Annotated in this window: 17 protein-coding genes (1 of these 17 cut by a window edge); 7 read left to right on the top strand and 10 right to left on the bottom strand. The window is 67.5% G+C overall.

Annotation, left to right across the window (positions count from 1 at the left end):
- Window positions 1-653: the 5' portion of a rhomboid family intramembrane serine protease gene (locus DA69_RS01975; RefSeq protein ID WP_029972366.1), read on the bottom strand. The gene continues 16 nt to the left of window position 1, outside the view; the window shows 653 of its 669 coding nt (coding positions 1-653); it begins with the start codon at window positions 651-653; its stop codon lies off the left edge, out of view.
- A 143-nt stretch (window positions 654-796) separates the two neighbouring features.
- Between DA69_RS01975 and hfaA the strand changes: the two genes are divergently transcribed.
- The 4 genes from hfaA (at window position 797) to DA69_RS01955 (ending at window position 6,436) form a co-directional block, all read left to right on the top strand.
- Window positions 797-1,216, top strand: a complete 420-nt coding sequence (gene hfaA, locus DA69_RS01970) for a holdfast anchoring protein HfaA (protein WP_035302070.1) — start codon at window positions 797-799, stop codon at window positions 1,214-1,216.
- Entirely contained in the window at window positions 1,213-2,235 is a 1,023-nt protein-coding gene (gene hfaB, locus DA69_RS01965) for a holdfast anchoring protein HfaB (RefSeq protein ID WP_025976579.1), read from the top strand. Before hfaA ends, hfaB begins: the two co-directional genes overlap by 4 nt.
- Window positions 2,162-3,415, top strand: a complete 1,254-nt coding sequence (gene hfaD, locus DA69_RS01960) for a holdfast anchor protein HfaD (protein WP_025976580.1) — start codon at window positions 2,162-2,164, stop codon at window positions 3,413-3,415. The genes hfaB and hfaD overlap by 74 nt, the downstream gene beginning before the upstream one ends.
- A 138-nt stretch (window positions 3,416-3,553) precedes the next feature.
- Window positions 3,554-6,436 carry a M16 family metallopeptidase gene (locus DA69_RS01955; protein ID WP_025976581.1) on the top strand — a complete coding sequence of 961 codons (2,883 nt, stop codon included), beginning with the start codon at window positions 3,554-3,556 and terminating at the stop codon, window positions 6,434-6,436.
- A gap of 112 nt (window positions 6,437-6,548) precedes the next feature.
- Here DA69_RS01955 and DA69_RS01950 read toward each other — a convergent pair whose 3' ends face one another.
- Together DA69_RS01950 and DA69_RS01945 are read right to left on the bottom strand one after the other, a co-directional pair.
- Window positions 6,549-7,475: a hypothetical protein gene (locus tag DA69_RS01950; protein ID WP_235599258.1), complete on the bottom strand. Its 927-nt coding sequence runs from the start codon at window positions 7,473-7,475 to the stop codon at window positions 6,549-6,551.
- Between the two features lie 168 nt (window positions 7,476-7,643).
- Window positions 7,644-8,174 (bottom strand): gamma carbonic anhydrase family protein, encoded by a 531-nt coding sequence (locus tag DA69_RS01945; RefSeq protein ID WP_025976582.1) that lies wholly within the window; start codon window positions 8,172-8,174, stop codon window positions 7,644-7,646.
- A 299-nt stretch (window positions 8,175-8,473) separates the two neighbouring features.
- Here DA69_RS01945 and DA69_RS01940 point away from each other — a divergent pair, with 299 nt between their 5' ends.
- Window positions 8,474-9,253 carry a PhoH family protein gene (locus tag DA69_RS01940; RefSeq protein WP_145915939.1) on the top strand — a complete coding sequence of 260 codons (780 nt, stop codon included), beginning with the start codon at window positions 8,474-8,476 and terminating at the stop codon, window positions 9,251-9,253.
- Between the two features lie 302 nt (window positions 9,254-9,555).
- On the opposite strand, the gene dxs is transcribed toward DA69_RS01940, so the two are convergent.
- The 5 genes from dxs to DA69_RS01915 form a co-directional block, all read right to left on the bottom strand.
- Window positions 9,556-11,466, bottom strand: a complete 1,911-nt coding sequence (gene dxs / locus DA69_RS01935; RefSeq protein ID WP_025976584.1) for a 1-deoxy-D-xylulose-5-phosphate synthase — start codon at window positions 11,464-11,466, stop codon at window positions 9,556-9,558.
- 67 nt (window positions 11,467-11,533) lie between these two features.
- The gene (locus DA69_RS01930; protein WP_145915938.1) at window positions 11,534-12,406 is read right to left on the bottom strand and encodes a polyprenyl synthetase family protein; all 873 of its coding nucleotides are present in this window, start codon (window positions 12,404-12,406) and stop codon (window positions 11,534-11,536) included.
- A gap of 35 nt (window positions 12,407-12,441) precedes the next feature.
- Window positions 12,442-12,798 carry a tRNA-binding protein gene (locus DA69_RS01925; protein WP_025976586.1) on the bottom strand — a complete coding sequence of 119 codons (357 nt, stop codon included), beginning with the start codon at window positions 12,796-12,798 and terminating at the stop codon, window positions 12,442-12,444.
- Window positions 12,798-13,055: an exodeoxyribonuclease VII small subunit gene (locus DA69_RS01920; RefSeq protein ID WP_004370819.1), complete on the bottom strand. Its 258-nt coding sequence runs from the start codon at window positions 13,053-13,055 to the stop codon at window positions 12,798-12,800. Before DA69_RS01920 ends, DA69_RS01925 begins: the two co-directional genes overlap by 1 nt.
- Before the next feature lie 60 nt (window positions 13,056-13,115).
- Window positions 13,116-13,754, bottom strand: a complete 639-nt coding sequence (locus DA69_RS01915) for a histidine phosphatase family protein (protein ID WP_025976587.1) — start codon at window positions 13,752-13,754, stop codon at window positions 13,116-13,118.
- Between the two features lie 233 nt (window positions 13,755-13,987).
- On the opposite strand from DA69_RS01915, the gene DA69_RS01910 reads away from it, so the two are divergent.
- Together DA69_RS01910 and DA69_RS01905 are read left to right on the top strand one after the other, a co-directional pair.
- Entirely contained in the window at window positions 13,988-14,515 is a 528-nt protein-coding gene (locus DA69_RS01910) for a GNAT family N-acetyltransferase (protein WP_025976588.1), read from the top strand.
- 21 nt (window positions 14,516-14,536) lie between these two features.
- Window positions 14,537-15,715, top strand: coding sequence for a vWA domain-containing protein (locus DA69_RS01905; RefSeq protein ID WP_025976589.1), 1,179 nt, complete (start codon window positions 14,537-14,539; stop codon window positions 15,713-15,715).
- Here the strand turns inward: DA69_RS01905 and DA69_RS01900 are convergent.
- Window positions 15,712-16,797 (bottom strand): hypothetical protein, encoded by a 1,086-nt coding sequence (locus DA69_RS01900; RefSeq protein ID WP_051582058.1) that lies wholly within the window; start codon window positions 16,795-16,797, stop codon window positions 15,712-15,714. The two genes, DA69_RS01905 and DA69_RS01900, sit on opposite strands and share 4 nt — an antisense overlap.
- A complete protein-coding gene (locus DA69_RS14820; protein ID WP_235599190.1) occupies window positions 16,798-17,055 on the bottom strand; it encodes a hypothetical protein in 258 nt (85 codons plus the stop codon). It lies immediately after the preceding gene.
- Between the last annotated feature and the right edge of the window lie 14 nt (window positions 17,056-17,069).

Here is a 17,069-nt window from a genome sequence, read left to right as displayed (position 1 = left end):
GGCAAATCACGGCGCGCGGCGAACCAGCCCCCGATCGGCCCGATGGCGAGAATGCCGAACACGAAGCCGACGGCGTGCGCCTCCCAGGCGATGCGGGCGCCCTCCGCTCCCGGCGCCAGACCGATCAGACCCACAATGAGATTCACCGCCATCCAGGCGGCCGAGGCGCGCAACACCATCGGATGAAACAGCGGAAGGACGCGCCCATGCCCGCCCATCAACCGGGTGGCGGCTCCGATCAGGCCGAAGACCGCGCCTGAGGCGCCGACCAGCGGCCCCATGCTGTACGGATGCACCAGGCCATAGCCCAGGGCCGCCACGACGCCGGCGGCTATATAGAAGAGAATAAAGACCAGCGGTCCCGGTCCGCGCTCCATCAAACGCGCGACAGGCGCGCCGAAGGCCAGGGCGCCCACCGCATTCATCGTCACATGAGCCCAGCCGCCGTGCAGCAGCATGGAGGTGAACAGGCCCTGCCAGTCGCCCGCCCACAGCCTTGCCGGGACGAAGGCCATCGACACTCCCAGATCGGGAAGCCGCTCCTGCAGATAATAGAGCACCGGCATGGATGCTGCGATCAGCAGGGGCAGGAAGGGCGCGTTGAACATCTTTTCGCGCGGCGGTCGCGGCGAACGGGCGTCAGATTGGGACATTCGTCCTTGATGGGGCCAGTCGCATTCCAGCTCAAGCCGTCGTTTTGCGCCATTCCGAGACTGATATGGGCTGGCATGGTCATTGCGAGGGGCCTTCCAGAAGTTCTCGGGAGCGCCTGATGCCGTCTCATAGACTGACACTCATGACCGTTGCGGCCGCCGCCGTCGTGCTGGCGGGCCTGCCTGCCGGTTCGGCCGTCGCGCAGTCGACCGGCTCGGCCGGCGCGGGCCAGTTCCAGGCCGGCTACGGCGCCTCGCGCTACACCACCGCCCAGGCCAGCCGCGGCACGACCCGCGACGCCAACGGCAACCGCCTGGTCGTCGACGGCCTCATCCAGCAGAACGGCAGCGCCTATTCGCGAAGCGACAGCAATGCGTCGTCTAGCATTTTCAACGGCGGCGTCGGCTCGAGCGGCGGGACCAACATCGGCGGCTCGACCGCCATCGGCAACAACCTGAATGTGGTGGTCCAGGGCAACCGCAACACGGTCGTCGTCAACTCCAACCAGACCAACACCGGCGACATCAACGCCGGCACCACCCTGAACGGGCCGCGTCCATGAAAATCCCAGCCATCCGTCGCTCGCCTGTGCGCGCCCTCGGCTGCGTCGCCGCCGCCGCCGCCCTGCTGGGCGGTTGCGTCAGCACCTCCGCCGGGCCGTCGGGCCAGTACGCCAAGCCGATCGGCAACGCGCCGGTGACGTCGAACCCGACGCCCTATTCGACCGCGCTCTACTGCCTGGCCGACTATGCGCGCCGCTACAACCTGCCCTCGCCGCGCATGGCCGTGGGTCGGATCAGCGACTACACCGGCTCCATCTCTTCGGACGGCGGCCGCCAGATCACCCAGGGCGCGTCCCTGATGGCCAACACCGCCCTGGCCAAGGCCGGCGCCCGCATCGTCGAGCGCTACGACACCTCGGTGTCCGAGCTTGAGCTGCGCTACGCCAACAACAAGCTGATCGGCGACGACGTGCCGAACGGCGGACCGCAGGACGCCGCCTTCCGCCGCATCCTGGCCGGTCAGGTGCCGGGCTCGGACTTCTATGTGGTCGGCGGCATCACCGAGGTGAACTACAACATCCGCTCGGGCGGCTTCGACGTCGCCGGCGGCGAAGTGAAACAGAACGGCGGCTCGGGCCTGATCACCGGCAAGGTGTTCGTGATGAACGTCGCGATCGACCTTCGTCTGGTGCAGACCACCACCCTCGAAGTCGTGGATGTCGTCTCCTATCAGAAGCAAATCGTCGGCCGCGAAGTGTCGGCCGGCGTGTTCGACTTCCTGAACGGCAACGTCTTCGACATTTCCGCCGGGTCCAGCGGCCTGGAGCCGGTTCAACTGGCCGTCCGCGCCCTGGTCGAACGCGCCACGGTCGAGTTCATGGCCAATCTGTACGGCGCCCCCGGCCCGGAAATCTGCCTCAACCCCGCCAACGACCCGCTGGCCGACAGCCCTGTCGGCCCGACGGGCGGCTATTATCCCGCTTACGCAAACACGGACACGAACAATGGCCAGACTCGCGCCGACCCGTCTCGCTGGCACGATCGCCGCGACAGCGCTGTGCGTAGCGGCGGCCGCTGAGGCTTCCGCTCAAGATCGCGGGCTGGTCCTGAATGAGCAGCTCAACCTTGGCGACGTCATCAGCGGTCAGCGCCTGAACGTCGTCAACGTCAGCGACAACGTCGCCGTGTCGAACGCCGCCATGGGCAACGCCCTGTCCGGCGGCGCCGAAGGCCGCGCCGCCGACATCCGTTCGACCCAGGACATGCAGGGCGCCGCAGTGGCGGACACCTCCCTGACCCTGCGCGGCGATACGGGCTATGTGAACAGCGTCACCCAGGCGCGCGGCAACTATCTGGCCGCGACCGCCGTCAACACCGGCATCGACGTGGACGCCGGTCAGAATCTGGATGGCGACGTCACCGCGCGGACTCGGATCGAGGAAACCGGCGCCCGCCTGAACTACGGCGGCCATGTCTCAGCCGACGCGATCGGCAACACCGTCGCCCTGGGCGCCAGCGGCACGGGCGATCAGCGCGGCGCCATCACCGGCCGCACCGATCAGAACTCGACTGGTCAGATCTACGCCGAGAACGAGGCCCGCTTCACCTACGCCCCGGCCCCGGCGGTCTTCAGCAGCCATGCTTCGGCCAACGCCGTGCAGGCGACTTCGACCCCGAACTCGCACCAGGACCTGTCGGTCAGCCAGACCGCCTCCGGCGCCGGGGTCACCGCCTGGACCGGCGTGTGGGCGGGCAACGCCTGGGACATCGCCGCGCGCAGCCGCGCAGCCTCCAACCAGGCGGCCTTCTATAATCAGGGCGGTTCTCTGGTTGTCGACGTGGACCAGCATAACTCGGCCGAAGTACTGTCGCGCACCGAGCTCAGCTCCTACGACTTCGGCGCCGCCTATTCGACCGCCGAGGCTGTCGGCAATGAGGTTCATGCGGGCAACAACGACATCTATGTCAGCATCGACAACACCCAGATGAACACCGGCGGCGTCACCGCCAGCGCCGGGTTCACCGGCCAGAACGGCTACGACGCCTATGTCGGCGCCAATGCGGCGGGCAACGCCGTCACCGGCTTTGCGTGTTCGACCTGCGGCGGCGACCTGAACGTGCGCAACAGCCAGACCAACGCAGGCGACGTGCGCGCCACGGCGACCGCCACCGTCAACGGCTGGGGCCGAAATGTCGTCGCCGGCGCCAACGCCGTCGGCAACACGGCGACCTTCTACGTCGCTCGACCGGGAAATTAACTTTCGGTAACTTGAGCTAGTCAAGCTCGTTTGTCACCGTAAACAGGCGCGAGGCTGAAGAAGCTTCGCGCCTGTCTTACGTGCAGGGCCGCAATCAGTCCCGGGGGCCGCCCGCTCGCACGTCGCGGAGACCACCGAATGCGATCCCCTCGCCCTCGCCGCCTGCTTCTGCTCGCCGCATCCAGCCTCGCCCTGATGGGCGGCGTGGCCCTCCCTGCCGTCGCCTTGACGCCGCCTTCGGCCGTCGCGGCGCAGAACGCCCAACCCTCCAAACCCTGGGCCCAGGCGGCCAGCGACATCCCGGCCGACGCGGCCGTGCGCTTCGGCGTCCTGCCCAACGGCATGCGCTACGCCATCATGAAGAACGCCACTCCTCCGGGTCAGGCGTCGCTGCGCCTGCGGATCGCGGCCGGTTCCCTGATGGAGAACGAAGACCAGCTGGGTCTGGCCCACTTCATGGAGCACATGGCCTTCAACGGCACGACGAACGTGCCCGAGAACGAGCTGCTGCGGATTCTGGAGCGTCTGGGCCTGGCTTTCGGCGCCGACACCAACGCCTTCACCAGCTTTGACCAGACCGCCTATACGCTGGAGCTGCCCCGCACCAACGACGAGACCGTCGACACCTCGCTGCGGATCATGCGCGAACAGGTCTCCGAGGCCCTGATGAAGGCCGAGGACATCGATTCCGAACGCGGCGTGATCGAGGGTGAAGAGCGCTTGCGCAACACCCCCGCCCTGCGCTCGCTGAAAGCGCAGATCGCCCTGCTGGCGCCCGGCCAGCGGCTGTCCAATCGCCTGCCGATCGGCGACCTCAGCATCATCCGCACCGCGCCGCGCGAACGCTTCGTCGAGTTCTATGAGGCCTATTACCGCCCCGAACGGGCCACCATGATCGCCGTCGGCGACTTCGACGTCGATCAGATGGAAGCCAAGATCAAGGCGACCTTCTCGGACTGGACGCCCAAGGCCGCCGACGGTCCCGAGCCCGATCTGGGACAGGTCGCCCCGCGTCAGCCTGAGACCCGCATCCTAGTCGAGCCGGGCGTGCAGTCGTCGGTTCAGCTGAACTGGATCCGCAACCCCGACCTCGATCCCGATACGGCGTCTGAACGCCGCGACGCCATGCTGCAAGGCCTGGGCATGGCCGTGCTGAACCGCCGTCTGGGTGAACTGGCCCGCGCGGACAACCCGCCCTTCATCGGCGCGGGCGGCGGACAGGGAACCCTGTTCAAGACCCTGGACCTCGCCAGCGTCTCGGCCGCCTTCAATCCCGGCGGCATCCAGCGCGCGCTGGAAACCATCGAGCAGGAACAGCGCCGCCTGGTTCAGTTCGGCGTGTCCCAGATCGAACTGGATCGCGAGATCGCCAACAGCCGCGCCGCGCTGGAAACGGCGGTCCAGGCCGCCGCCACGCGCAGCACCCCGGCCCTGGCCAACGCCCTGCTGGGCGCCGCCAACGACGACAAGGTCTTCTCCTCCCCCGCCACCAACCTGGCGCTCTTTGAAGCTACGGTGAAAGACCTTCAAGCGGCTCAGGTCAGCGAAGCCGTTAAGCGCGCCTTCGAAGGCCAGGGTCCGTTGGCTCTGGTCGTCACGCCCGAGCCGATCGAAGGCGGCGAGGCCGGCGTCACGGCCCTGCTGGAAGCCAGCCGCGCCACGCCGGTCGCCGCCCCGGCGGAACAGGCCGCTCTGGACTGGCCCTACGCCGACTTCGGCGCCGCCGCCACGCCCGCCTCGACCACCGAAGTCGCCGCCGTCGGCGCCACCATCGTCACCTTCCCCAACGGGGTGCGCCTGACCGTCAAGCCGACGACCTTCAAGGACCAGCAGATCCTGATCTCGGTCCGCACCGGCATCGGCGAGATGGGCCTGCCGGCCGATCGTTTCACCGCTCAGTCCCTGGCCCCGATGGTCTTCACGGCCGGCGGTCTCGGCAAGCTGACGGCCGACGAGTTGAACCGCGTCCTGACCGGCAAAATCTACGGCGCCGGTTTCAGCATCGACAGCGACGCCTATCAGTTGTCAGGCGCCACCCGTCCGGCCGATCTGCAACTGCAGATGCAGGTGCTGGCCGCCTATCTGACCGATCCGGGCCTGCGCCCTGCGCCGTTCGAGCAGATCAAGGCCGTGCTGCCGCAGGTGATCATGCAGCAGATGGCGACCCCCGGCGGCGCCTTCGGCCTTCAGGCCTCGGGTCTGCTGGCCAGCGGCGACAAGCGCGAATCCATGCCTTCGCCCGCGGAAATCGCCGCCTTCACCCTGGATGAACTGAAGCAGGGCGTGGTTCAGGGTCTGGCGACGGGCCCGATCGACATCGTCATGGTCGGCGACGTCAAGATCGAGGACGCGGTGGCTTCGGTCGCCTCGACCTTCGCCGCCCTGCCCGCCCGCGCCCCGGCCGCCCAGCCTCTGGCCGGGTCGGACCAGCGCCGCTTCCCGGCGCCGACGGCCCAGCCGATCCGCCTGACCCACGCCGGTCCGGCCGAGCAGGGCCTGGCCTACATCGCCTGGCCGACCACAGACGCCGTCAACGACCGCACCGAAGCGCGCAAGGCCTCCATCCTGGCTGAGGTGCTGAAACTGCGCGTCCTGGACGAGATCCGCGAAAAGCAGGCCTTGGCCTACTCGCCGGGCGTGCGCGCCTCGTCGTCCGACGTGTTCGCGGGCTACGGCTCCATCTCGATCACCGCCGACACGGCTCCGGAAAAGTTCGACGCCTTCTTCGCCGCCGTGGACGCCATCATCGCCGACCTGCGCGACAAGCCGGTCAGCGAGGACGAACTGAACCGCGCGCGCCTGCCGGTGATCGAAAGCCTGCGCCGCAGCCAGGCGGGCAATGAATACTGGCTGGGTCAACTGGAGGATCTGGCCGCCAAGCCCGCCTCCCTGGAACAGATCCAGACGCATATCAGCGATCTGGAATCCTTCACCGCCGCCGACATTCAGGCGGCCGCGCGCCAGTATCTGAAACCGGATGCGGCGTGGAAGGCTGAGGTCGTCTCCGTCAACGCCCAGTAACAAAGAAGGGGCCCCGTTCCGAAAGGAACGGGGCCCAGTCGTTTGGCCTATCGACGGAGAGTCGATGCCTGACCCTAGACGATCGCGTCTGTCGCCAGGCTGAACAGCGGGTTCAGAAAACCCGGCCGCCGACCCCGCCGTCCATCATGATCATGCCGGTGGAGGCGGCGCCCTCGACCATCTCCTCGCGATACTCGGTGTAGGTCTCTTCGCGGATCATGGTCAGAACCTTCACGCCGGCGCCGTAACGGCGCAGCAGCGAGCGCTCATTACACTGACGCGCCTGCTTTTCAGGACGGCATTCCAGACGGCCGCCGGCGCCGTGCCACAGGGCGTCGCCCTTGTTGCAGGCCGTGGTTTCGCCGGCCGCGCCTTCCGCTTCGCTGACGGTCCACTGCAGCTTGGTCCCCGCCAGGCAGCGGTACAGTTCGCCGTCGTAGCTGTCCGCGACGTCGCGGCCGGGAACGACCTGGGACGCCGGGTGGGGCACATTGCGGTCATCGATGCAGACGGCCTGAAGCACGACCTGCTTCTCGATGCGGCGCGAGGCGGTGAAGGGCACCCGCACCATCTGCATCCCGCCCTGGACGTTCAGGCCCTGAATGGTGGTCGGATAGGGCTGGTCGACGTTGAAATAGGCTCCGCCGCCGCCCGCCACGATCACTGTCGACGCCGCGCGCGATCCGGCCCAGGCGCGCGCCGAGGCGTTGGCGCTGGCGTTCGCATTGACATTGACGTTGACGTTCACATTGCCCCCGCCCGAGCCGCAGCACGGAGGGGGCGGAGGCGGCAGGCATCCGCCGCCGCCGCAAGGCGGGGTCACCGGCGGGCGCGGCGGCAGACAGCCGCTAGGGCCGCAACCGCCGCCCGGCGGCGTCACCGGCGGGGTGATCGGCGTCGGCGGAGGCAAGATCGGCGTGGGCGGCGGCGGCGGCAGGCAACTGGACGGCCCGCACTGCGCCGCAGCCGCATCAGCAACCGCCATCAGCCCCACAAAGGCCACAGCGCCCGCCAGCATTTTCGTAATCCCTATCCGCATGGGATCGGACTCCTGCATTGATCGTCAGCAGGACCAATGCAAGCGCCGGGCCGTTTCGAGTGTCCGCCAATGGGCTGTTTCATCCCCTCCTGCGCGAGTTTGCGCCGTTCCGGCCCCTTAGCCGCAGCGCCTGTCCCATTGTGACCCGTGCCATTGTGGGGCGACGGGTCAGTCGATCCGCTTCAGGTCCGTCACATAGCGCCGCCAGTTTTGGACATAGTGCTGCGCCGACATGCGAAGGCCCTCGATCTGACCCTCTTCCAATTCCCGCACCACCTTGCCGGGCTGGCCCATGACCAGACTGTTGTCAGGAATGACCTTGCCCTCGGTGATCAGGGCGTTGGCGCCGATCAGGCAGTTCTTTCCGATACGCGCCCCGTTCAGGATGACCGCGCCGATGCCGATCAGGCTGTTGTCGCCGATCTCGCAGCCGTGCAGCATCACCTTGTGCCCCACCGTGACCCCGGCGCCGATCGTCAGAGGCGATCCCAGGTCGGTGTGCAGGATGCTGCCGTCCTGAATATTGCTGTCGGCCCCAATGACGATGGGATCGTTGTCGCCGCGCAGCACGGCGTTGAACCAGATGCTGGCGCCCGGATGCAGAATCACATTCCCTAGGACGGTCGCACTGGGCGCAATCCAGTATTCGCCTTCCGCTGGAAGCTGAGGCTTGCTGTCGCCCAGACTGTAAACACTCATCCGCACACCGCCTATTCTTCTTAAAATGAAGGCTTTAACCCTTCAGAAACCACGTTAGCATCAATCTGTTGATGCGATTCGGTCGGCCCCATTCGCCCCCGGATCCGAAGCCGGATCAAGCCCGGTCCGGTCAGACGCTGGAGAATGCGCTTGGCGTGTTCGCGACCAGTTCGGGGACGGCGGCGCACCTGCTGCGGCGAAGACCCTTCGACCGTTCGGGACGGCTGCGCGACTTCGGCCCCTACCTCCCCCACCGACGACCAAGGCGAGACCCAGCCGGGCTCGCCTTTTTTCATGCCCTGGAGGCGTCCATGAGCAAACGATCGGCCATCAAGCGTCAGCTGCGCGAAGGCGTGCTGGATTCGCCCGAATTCCTTCAGGACGCCAAAGTCCGGCGATTGCCCGCCCGGGTCGGCGGCTGGTCGCCCCTGCCCTCGAACGACGAGCGCGATCAGGGCTACCTGAAGACGCTCAAGCCCAAGTCGGACGGCCAGGCCGCGCTGATGGAGGCCGTCGACCACGCCAATCTGGTGCTGGCGCTGGGTCCGGCGGGCACGGGCAAGACCTATCTGGCGGTCGCCAAGGCGGTCGAGGCGCTGGAGGCGGGCAAGGTCGGCCGCATCGTCCTGAGCCGTCCCGCCGTCGAGGCCGGGGAATCGATCGGCTTCCTGCCCGGCGACATGGAGGACAAGCTGGCCCCCTATCTGCGCCCGCTCTACGACGCCCTGTCGGACCGGCTCAGCATGAAGCGGGTCAAGGCGCTGATGGCCGAAGGTCTGATCGAGATCGCCCCCATCGGCTATATGCGCGGCCGCACGCTGAACAACGCCTTCATCGTCGTGGATGAGGCGCAGAACTGCACCTACGTCCAGTTGAAGATGCTGCTGACCCGGCTGGGCTGGCACTCGACCATGGTGGTGACGGGCGACCCGCACCAGTCGGACCTGCTGCCCGGCGTGTCGGGGCTCTCCGACATCGCTGAGCGGCTGGAGGCCGTGCCCGAGATCGCCGTGGTGCGCCTGGCCGAACGCGACATCGTGCGCCACCCGCTGGTCGCCAGCATGATCGGGGTGCTGTGACCCCTTTCCGCCTCTGGTGAGAGAAGGAAAAAAGAGAGTCCAATTCGTCTGAATCGCCTGAAATCTCCCCTCGGCCCGCGCGCAGTCTAGCACAGGGGCCAAGGGGGGATGGTCGATTGCGTTGCGATCCCTGCCCTTCTCCCCTTGTGGGAGAAGGTGGGCGCCGGAGTCGCTCGGATGAGGGGTGCTTACGCCCTCATCCACTGTTCGAGCTCCAGTGAAAACGGCAAGTCGCCGCGGCGACACCCCTCATCCGGTCCTGGCGGACCACCTTCTCCCACAAGGGGAGAAGGAAAATCGGTCTACGCCCGCACGGCCCGGCTGGCGTCGACGCCCAACGCCGTAGAGGCGGCGGCGGCGATGTGCTCGGCGTTCAGGCCGGCCTGGGCGTACATGATCTCGGGCTTGTCCTGGTCCTGGAAGATGTCGGGCAGGTGCAGGGTGCGGACCTTGAGCCCGGCGTCCAGCGCGCCCTTCTCGGCCAGCAGTTGCAGCACGAAGGCGCCGAAGCCGCCCATGGCGCCCTCTTCGACCGTGATCAGGGCCTCGTGCTCGCGCGCCAGACGCAGGATCAGATCGGCGTCCAGCGGCTTGGCGAAGCGGGCGTCGGCGACGGTGGCCGAGACGCCCTTGGCCGCCAGCAGATCGGCCGCCTTCAGCGATTCCTGCAGGCGGGTGCCCAGCGACAGGATGGCGACCGACGTGCCTTCGCGCACGATGCGGCCCTTGCCGATCTCCAGCGGGGCGGCCAGTTCGGGGATGTCCACGCCCACGCCCTCGCCGCGCGGATAGCGGAAGGCGCTGGGGCGATCGTCGATGGCCAGCGAGGTCGAGATCATGGCCGCCAGTTCGGCCTCGTCGGCGGCGGCCATCAGCACCATGCCGGGCAGAGCCCCCATGAAGCCGATGTCGAACGACCCGGCGTGGGTCGCGCCGTCCGCGCCCACCAGACCGGCGCGGTCCATGGCGAAGCGCACCGGCAGGGACTGGATCGCCACATCATGGACGACCTGATCATAGCCGCGCTGCAGGAAGGTGGAGTAGATGGCGCAGACCGGCTTCATGCCGTCGGCGGCCAGGCCGGCGGCGAAGGTTACAGCATGCTGTTCGGCGATGCCGACGTCGAAGGTGCGATCCGGGAAGGCCTGGCCGAACAGGTCCAGCCCCGTGCCCGACGGCATGGCGGCGGTGACGGCCATGATGGTCGGATCGGCTTGCGCGTGCTTGATCAGCTCGGTGCCGAACACCTTGGTGTAGCTGGGGGCGTTGGAGACGGCCTTGGCCTGCTTGCCCGACACCACGTCGAACTTGACCACGGCGTGCAGCTTGTCGGCGCTGCTCTCGGCTGGGGCGTAACCCTTGCCCTTCTGGGTGACGACGTGGACCAGCACCGGGCGGTCGGTGATGGCGGCCGCGTTCTTCAGGATGGGGACCAGGTTTTCCATGTCGTGGCCGTCGATCGGCCCGATGTAGTAGAAGCCCAACTCCTCGAAGAAGGTGCCGCCCACGATCATGCCCCGAGCGTATTCCTCGGCCTTGCGCGCGGCGTCGCGGAAGGGGCGCGGCATATGGTCGACGAACTTCTTCCCGACCTTGCGGATGTTCTGATAGGTCCCGCCCGAGACCTGTTTGGCCAGATAGGCGCTCATGCCGCCGACGGGCGGGGCGATCGACATGTCGTTGTCGTTCAGGATGACCATCAGCTGGCCGCTGGTGGCCTCGGCCGCGTTGTTCATCGCCTCATAGGCCATGCCCGCCGACATGGAGCCGTCGCCGATGACAGCCACGACGCGGTTGTTCCCGCCCTTGGCGTCCCGCGCGGCGGCGAAGCCGAGCGCCGCCGAGATGGAGGTCGAGGCGTGGGCCGCGCCGAAGGGGTCGTATTCGCTCTCGGACCGCTTGGTGAAGCCCGACAGGCCGCCGCCCTGTCTCAATGTGCGAATCCGGTCGCGCCGCCCGGTCAGGATCTTGTGCGGGTAGCACTGGTGGCCGACGTCCCAGATCAGAATGTCCTGCGGCGTCTCGAAGACGTGGTGCAGGGCGACCGTCAGCTCGACCACGCCCAGACCGGCGCCCAGGTGGCCGCCGGTCACCGATACGGCGTCGATGGTTTCCGCGCGCACCTCGTCCGCCAGCTGTTTCAGCTGGGGAATGTCGAAGCCCCGCGTGTCGGCGGGAAACTTGACGGTGTCGAGAAGCGGGGTGTTGGACATGGGAATCGGGGGCCTTCAGACGACGAGGCGTCAAACAGTAACCCGCTGAGGGCGGGCGCGTTTCCTATCAGGACCGGCGCTTGAGCACAAAGTCCACGCTGGCCTTGAGGATTTCGGCGTCATGGCCGAACAGGTCAAGGTGCGAGCGGGCCTGATCGGCCAGGTGCGCGACCCTCTGTCGCGCCGCCTCGACCCCCAGCAGGGTGACGAAGTTGGTCTTGCCCAGGGCCGCGTCCTTGCCGCCCGCGGCCTTGCCCATCTCCTCGGCCGAACCTTCCGCATCCAGAACATCGTCGACGATCTGATAGGCCAGGCCGATGTCGTGGGCGAAACTGGTCAGGGCGTGCCAGGCGGCTTCATTGGCGTCGGCGACGATCAGCGGGATTTCGAAGGCGTAGGCGAACAGGGCGCCGGTCTTCAGCCGCTGCATCCGGGCGACGCCGCCGAGATCGTCGCGGACGCCCATCAGGTCGATCATCTGACCGCCCGCCATGCCGCGCGCGCCAGACGCAAAAGACAGACGACGCGCCAGTTCGCAGCGCACGGCCGCCTCGTCGTGGGTGTCCTCGTCCAGAATGATGTCGAAGGCCGCCGTCTGGAGCGCATCGCCCGCCAGGATGGCCGTCGCCTCATCATAGGCGATGTGCAGGGTCGGGCGCCCGCGCCGCACGTCGTCGTCGTCCATCGCCGGCAGATCGTCATGCACCAGCGAATAGGCGTGGACGCATTCCAGCGCGCAGGCGGCGCGCAGGACGGCGCGGTCGTCCGCCTCCAGCATCCGGCCCGCCTCGATGGCGAAGAAGGGACGCAGCCGCTTGCCCGGCCCCAGGGCGGCGTAACGCATGGCCTCGGTCAGGCGCACTTCCGGTCCGTCGGCGCGCGGCAACAGTTCATCCAGCGCCACGGTGACGACGTCAGCGACCTCGGCGACGCGATCGATGACGGCCTGCTCGGGCGAGTTGGCGGCCAGCACCTTCAAAACAGCCTCCCGCCCAGCGGCAGGTCGCGATCGACGCCGACCAGGACGACGTTCCCCTCAGCGTCCGGGAAACCGAGCGTCAGCACTTCGGACATCATCGGGCCGATCTGGCGCGGCGGGAAGTTGACGACGGCGGCGACCTTGCGGCCGTCCAGCTGGTCCAGGGTGTAGTGATGGGTGATCTGGGCCGAGGACTTCTTGACGCCGATGGCGTCGCCGAAGTCGATGGTCAGCTTATAGGCGGGCTTGCGGGCCTCGGGAAACGGCTCGGCCTTGATGATCCGGCCGATGCGCACATCGACCTTCATGAAGTCGTCGAAGCCGATCTGCGGCGCCAGGTCGGACGCGGACATCAGCCGAACTCGGCCGGTTCGACGCCCTTGGCCTGGCCGTCGGCGCCGACGACGATCTTCTCGACCCGCAGCTGGGCGGCCTTCAGCCGCGCCTCACAGTGGGCCTTCAGCCGCGCGCCCTCTTCGTACAGGGCGATGGACTCTTCGAGCGGCGCCTGACCCGATTCCAGGCGCGAAACGATGCCCTCCAAACGCGACAGGGCGTCCTCGAAGCTGAGATCGGCGGGCACGGCGGGGGAAACGGATGCGTCGGTCATGATGGGCGCAACCTAGAGAGGCGCGCGCGCCGCTTCAACGGCCTTCCTCAGACCGCGACCTCAGCGCCTCTCGAAACGGCGCTGGGACCAGTATTTGAAGCCCTGATTATGCACCAGGCGCCAGCCGTGCGCCTTCAGCCGCCGGCCGACCATGTGGTTGAAATAGCCGTGCGCCAGAACCAGCACGTCGTGGCCCTCCGAGGCGCGGGCGATCAGCACGCGCGCGGCCTGATCGGCGCGGACCTCGGCCTCGGCGCGGGTTTCCTGGCCTTCGTGGTGATTGAAGGCGTGCCACCAGATGCGCGAGATCACGCCCCAATAGCGCGGCGACAGCTTGATCCAGCGTGGGAAGCGCGGCGGCGGCAGGGGCGCTTCGATGAACAGGGCGTCGACCAGCACGTCGCGATCCGGCGCCACCGCGCGCGCGGTCTCCTGTGCGCGGGGTCGAGTCGAGGCGTAGATGGCCCCGGCGCCCTCGGCGGCCGTCAGCAGAGCCTGAGGCGGCGTCTGGCCCGCGCGCAGGCCGCCGATCTCATAGCGGCCCCACCAGTCGCGATACTGGTCCGAGGTGATCATGCATTTGCGCGACAGGGCCGGCTCGCCGTGGCGCGCCAGCGTAATGGCCCCATAGGCGGCTTCAGCCCCCGCGGAGCGGGCGGCCGCGACCGGCGTCTGAGTTGCAGATTCGGAATGAGTCATGAGTGCAGGAGAAGTCATAGCACGGGGATCGGCCTGTGAAACCAAGGCCTTGGCGTCCCTTAACCTCCCCATCCGAGCATTGACGGGCGCCGCGGACGGCGCACCTTGGACAAAGGTGGTAGCCCCCGTCGCGCGCCCCTGCAACCACACAAAGATGACGACGCTGCGATGATGTCGCCAAGCCGGTCTCGACACGCCTTCACCCGACGCCCGCCCGGCGCTATGCGTCGGCCATGAGCGCCCCCGTGATCCGCCCCGCCCGTCCTGACGACGCCGCCGCCCTGGCCGTCCTGGGGCGCCAGACCTTTATCGACACCTTCGTCACCGGCTTCGGCATTCCTTACCCGGTCGCCGATCTGACGGCCTTCCTGGACGCCAGCTTCAACGCCGAGGCCATCACCACCAAACTGGCCGAGCCGGGCGCCGCCTGGTGGGTGGCCGAGCGCGACGGCGAACTGCTGGCCTTCGCCAACGCCGGGCCGAACACCCTGCCCCACCCCGACGGCCGCGCCAGCCACGCCGAGCTGCGCCGCCTCTATGTCGGCAAGCCGGCGCAGGGCCTGGGACTGGGCACGCAACTGCTGAAGGTCGCGCTGGAGTGGATGGAGGCTTACACCGACGGCCCCCTGTGGATCGGCGTCTGGAGCGGCAACGAAAAGGCCCAGAAGCTGTACGCCGCCTACGGGTTCGAGAAGGCTGGCGAGTATCAGTATCCGGTCGGCGCCTGGATGGACGACGAGTTCATCTTGCGGCGCGGCTAGGCCGAGGCCAGTCTTAAGCCCATGCTGCTGCCCTTCTTCACCGCCCTGCGCGAGGCCAAGGTGCCTGTGTCGCTCAAGGAATGGCTCCATCTGATGGAGGCCATGGACAAGGGCGTGGCGGGACGCGACGTCGAAGCCTTCTACCACCTGTCGCGCGCAGTCCTGGTCAAGGACGAGAAGCACTACGACCGCTTCGATCAGGTGTTCGGCAAGGTGTTCAAGGGGCTGGAAGGCGTCAGTGCCGGCGAGGAGATCACCGCCGACATCCCCGAGGACTGGCTGCGGCTGCTGACCGAAAAATACCTGACCGACGAGGAGAAGGCCCAGATCGAGGCCCTCGGCGGTTTCGAGCAGCTGATGGAGACGCTGAAGCAACGGCTCGAGGAACAGAAGGAGCGCCATCAGGGCGGCAACCGCTGGATCGGCACGGGCGGAACCAGCCCCTTCGGCCACGGCGGCTACAACCCCGAGGGCGTCCGCATCGGCGGCCCCGGCCGTCACGGCCGCGCGGTCAAGGTCTGGGAGAAGCGCGAGTACCGCAATCTGGACGACACGGTCGAACTGGGGACGCGCAACATCAAGGTGGCGCTGCGCCGCCTGCGCCGCTTCGCCCGCGAGGGCGCGGCCGAAGAACTGGACATCGACGGCACCATCGACGGCACGGCGCGTCAGGGCTGGCTGGACATCCACATGCGGCCCGAGCGGCGCAATACCATCAAGGTGCTGCTGTTCCTCGACGTCGGCGGCTCGATGGACGGCCATATCCAGCTATGTGAAGAGCTGTTCTCAGCCGCGCGGACCGAGTTCAAGAACCTGGAGTTCTTCTACTTCCACAACTGCCTCTACGAAGGGGTGTGGAAGGACAACCGGCGCCGCCACAGCGAACGCATCCCGACCTGGGACCTGATCCATAAATATCCCGGCGACTGGCGCGCCATCTTCGTCGGCGACGCGACCATGTCGCCCTATGAAGTGACCATGCCCGGCGGCTCGGTCGAGCACTGGAACGAGGAAGCGGGCGCCGTCTGGCTGAAACGCGCCCGCGAACAGTGGGACAAGTCGGTCTGGTTGAACCCCGTGCCCGAACGCCACTGGTCCTACACGCCTTCGGTGAACCTGATCGGCGAGGTTATGGAGCACCGCATGTTCCCCCTGACGCTGGAGGGGCTTGAACGGGCGATGCGGACGCTGGCGCGCTAATCTACCCTGAGCGCGCCGAAGGCGGGCTGAATGCCCGCCACCGTCTCCTGGCGGAAGAAGTAACGGCCGGGGTGGAGGAAGAAGGTCGCCTCCGGCGCGCCGGGCGGCAGCAGATAATGATCCGAGGGCGGCCCGGCCGTGGTTTCAGCCATCGACAGGGCCTGGATCAGCACCTGCTCGTCCAGCGGCGGAACCTTAATCATCACGCGCCGCCGCTCGGGATCCGCCGCCAGCCACCCGGGGCGGCCCGCCACGGGAGTCATGCGCGGATGGAAGACCGACAGATCCATCTTTCCGGCATAGTTGGGCGTGGCGATGCTCTCGCCATCCTTTGACACCACGATCGGGGCCTCGGGCGCAAAACGGGCCAGGACGGCCGCCACGTGCGGGGCATCGTTCTCAGGCGCGAGCGCTGGCCAGTTCCTCGACTGCTCAATGGTCAAGGGGTCGATGCCCGCCTTAGCCTTGAGACGCGCGGCAAACCATAGCCCGCCCCGTCCCTCAACCTCCATCGCGTGACTGTAGCCGACGTAGATGAAGACGCGCGCCTCGGGGTGGGTCGACAGGATGTTGGCGATCAGGTTGTCGGCCTGCGCCTCTTCACGCGCGGCGATCTGCGCGGCGCTGTCCGCGCCCTCGGGCGTCCTCTGGTCGAAACGCTGCTCATAGTCCGAGAAGCGGTAATCCAGCCGGGCCGCCTCGCGCACCATTTCGGCGAAGACCGGATCGTGGGTGTAGTAGCCGTAGCTGGCTAGGAAGGGCGCGCCCTTCGTATAGGCGCCGATCCGGACAAGCGGCACAGGCTGGGGCTGGGTGAAGGTCTCGGCGGCGAACCAATCGTAGCCCAGTGGGCGCAGCGCCCGCATGACCCGCGCGGCGAACGCCCTGTGCGCGGAAACATTGTGCGCTTCGTTCAGGATTACGATGCGGGTGTCGCGGGCGGCCTCGGTGATGGCCTCGATCGCATCACGGGCCACGGCGCCTTCAAGGTCCGGCGGAACGACGGATGGCCGAGGCGGTCGTTCGTCCAGACCGATAGCGGTCTCCTCATCGCCCAGAAAGGACGCGAATTGGCTCAGCATCTAGCGCGCGGCCTCGTCGCCCGCTTCGGACTGGGCTTTCAGGTCCAGATAGGTCGGCAGATAGCGGCCTTCGCTAAAGAGAAGTTCGTCATTCGACAGCGCCTCCTGCGGCCAAACGGGAGTCGCACGCGCTACGCCCGCCCCGGCGGCCCCTAACAAGATCGAACGGCGCGACCACATCCGCTTGCCCCCAGCAGCGATTGACATGACGACGATACTTAAAACAGATTTCGGCAGGACTGTGGCCGCGACCGCCACCTGGCAAGGGCGGC

It is taken from the genome of Brevundimonas naejangsanensis (genome assembly GCF_000635915.2).
Taxonomy (GTDB): Bacteria; Pseudomonadota; Alphaproteobacteria; order Caulobacterales; family Caulobacteraceae; genus Brevundimonas; species Brevundimonas sanguinis.
Note: the sequence above shows the minus strand (reverse complement) of the source record. Positions and strands in the feature narration are given on the sequence as shown.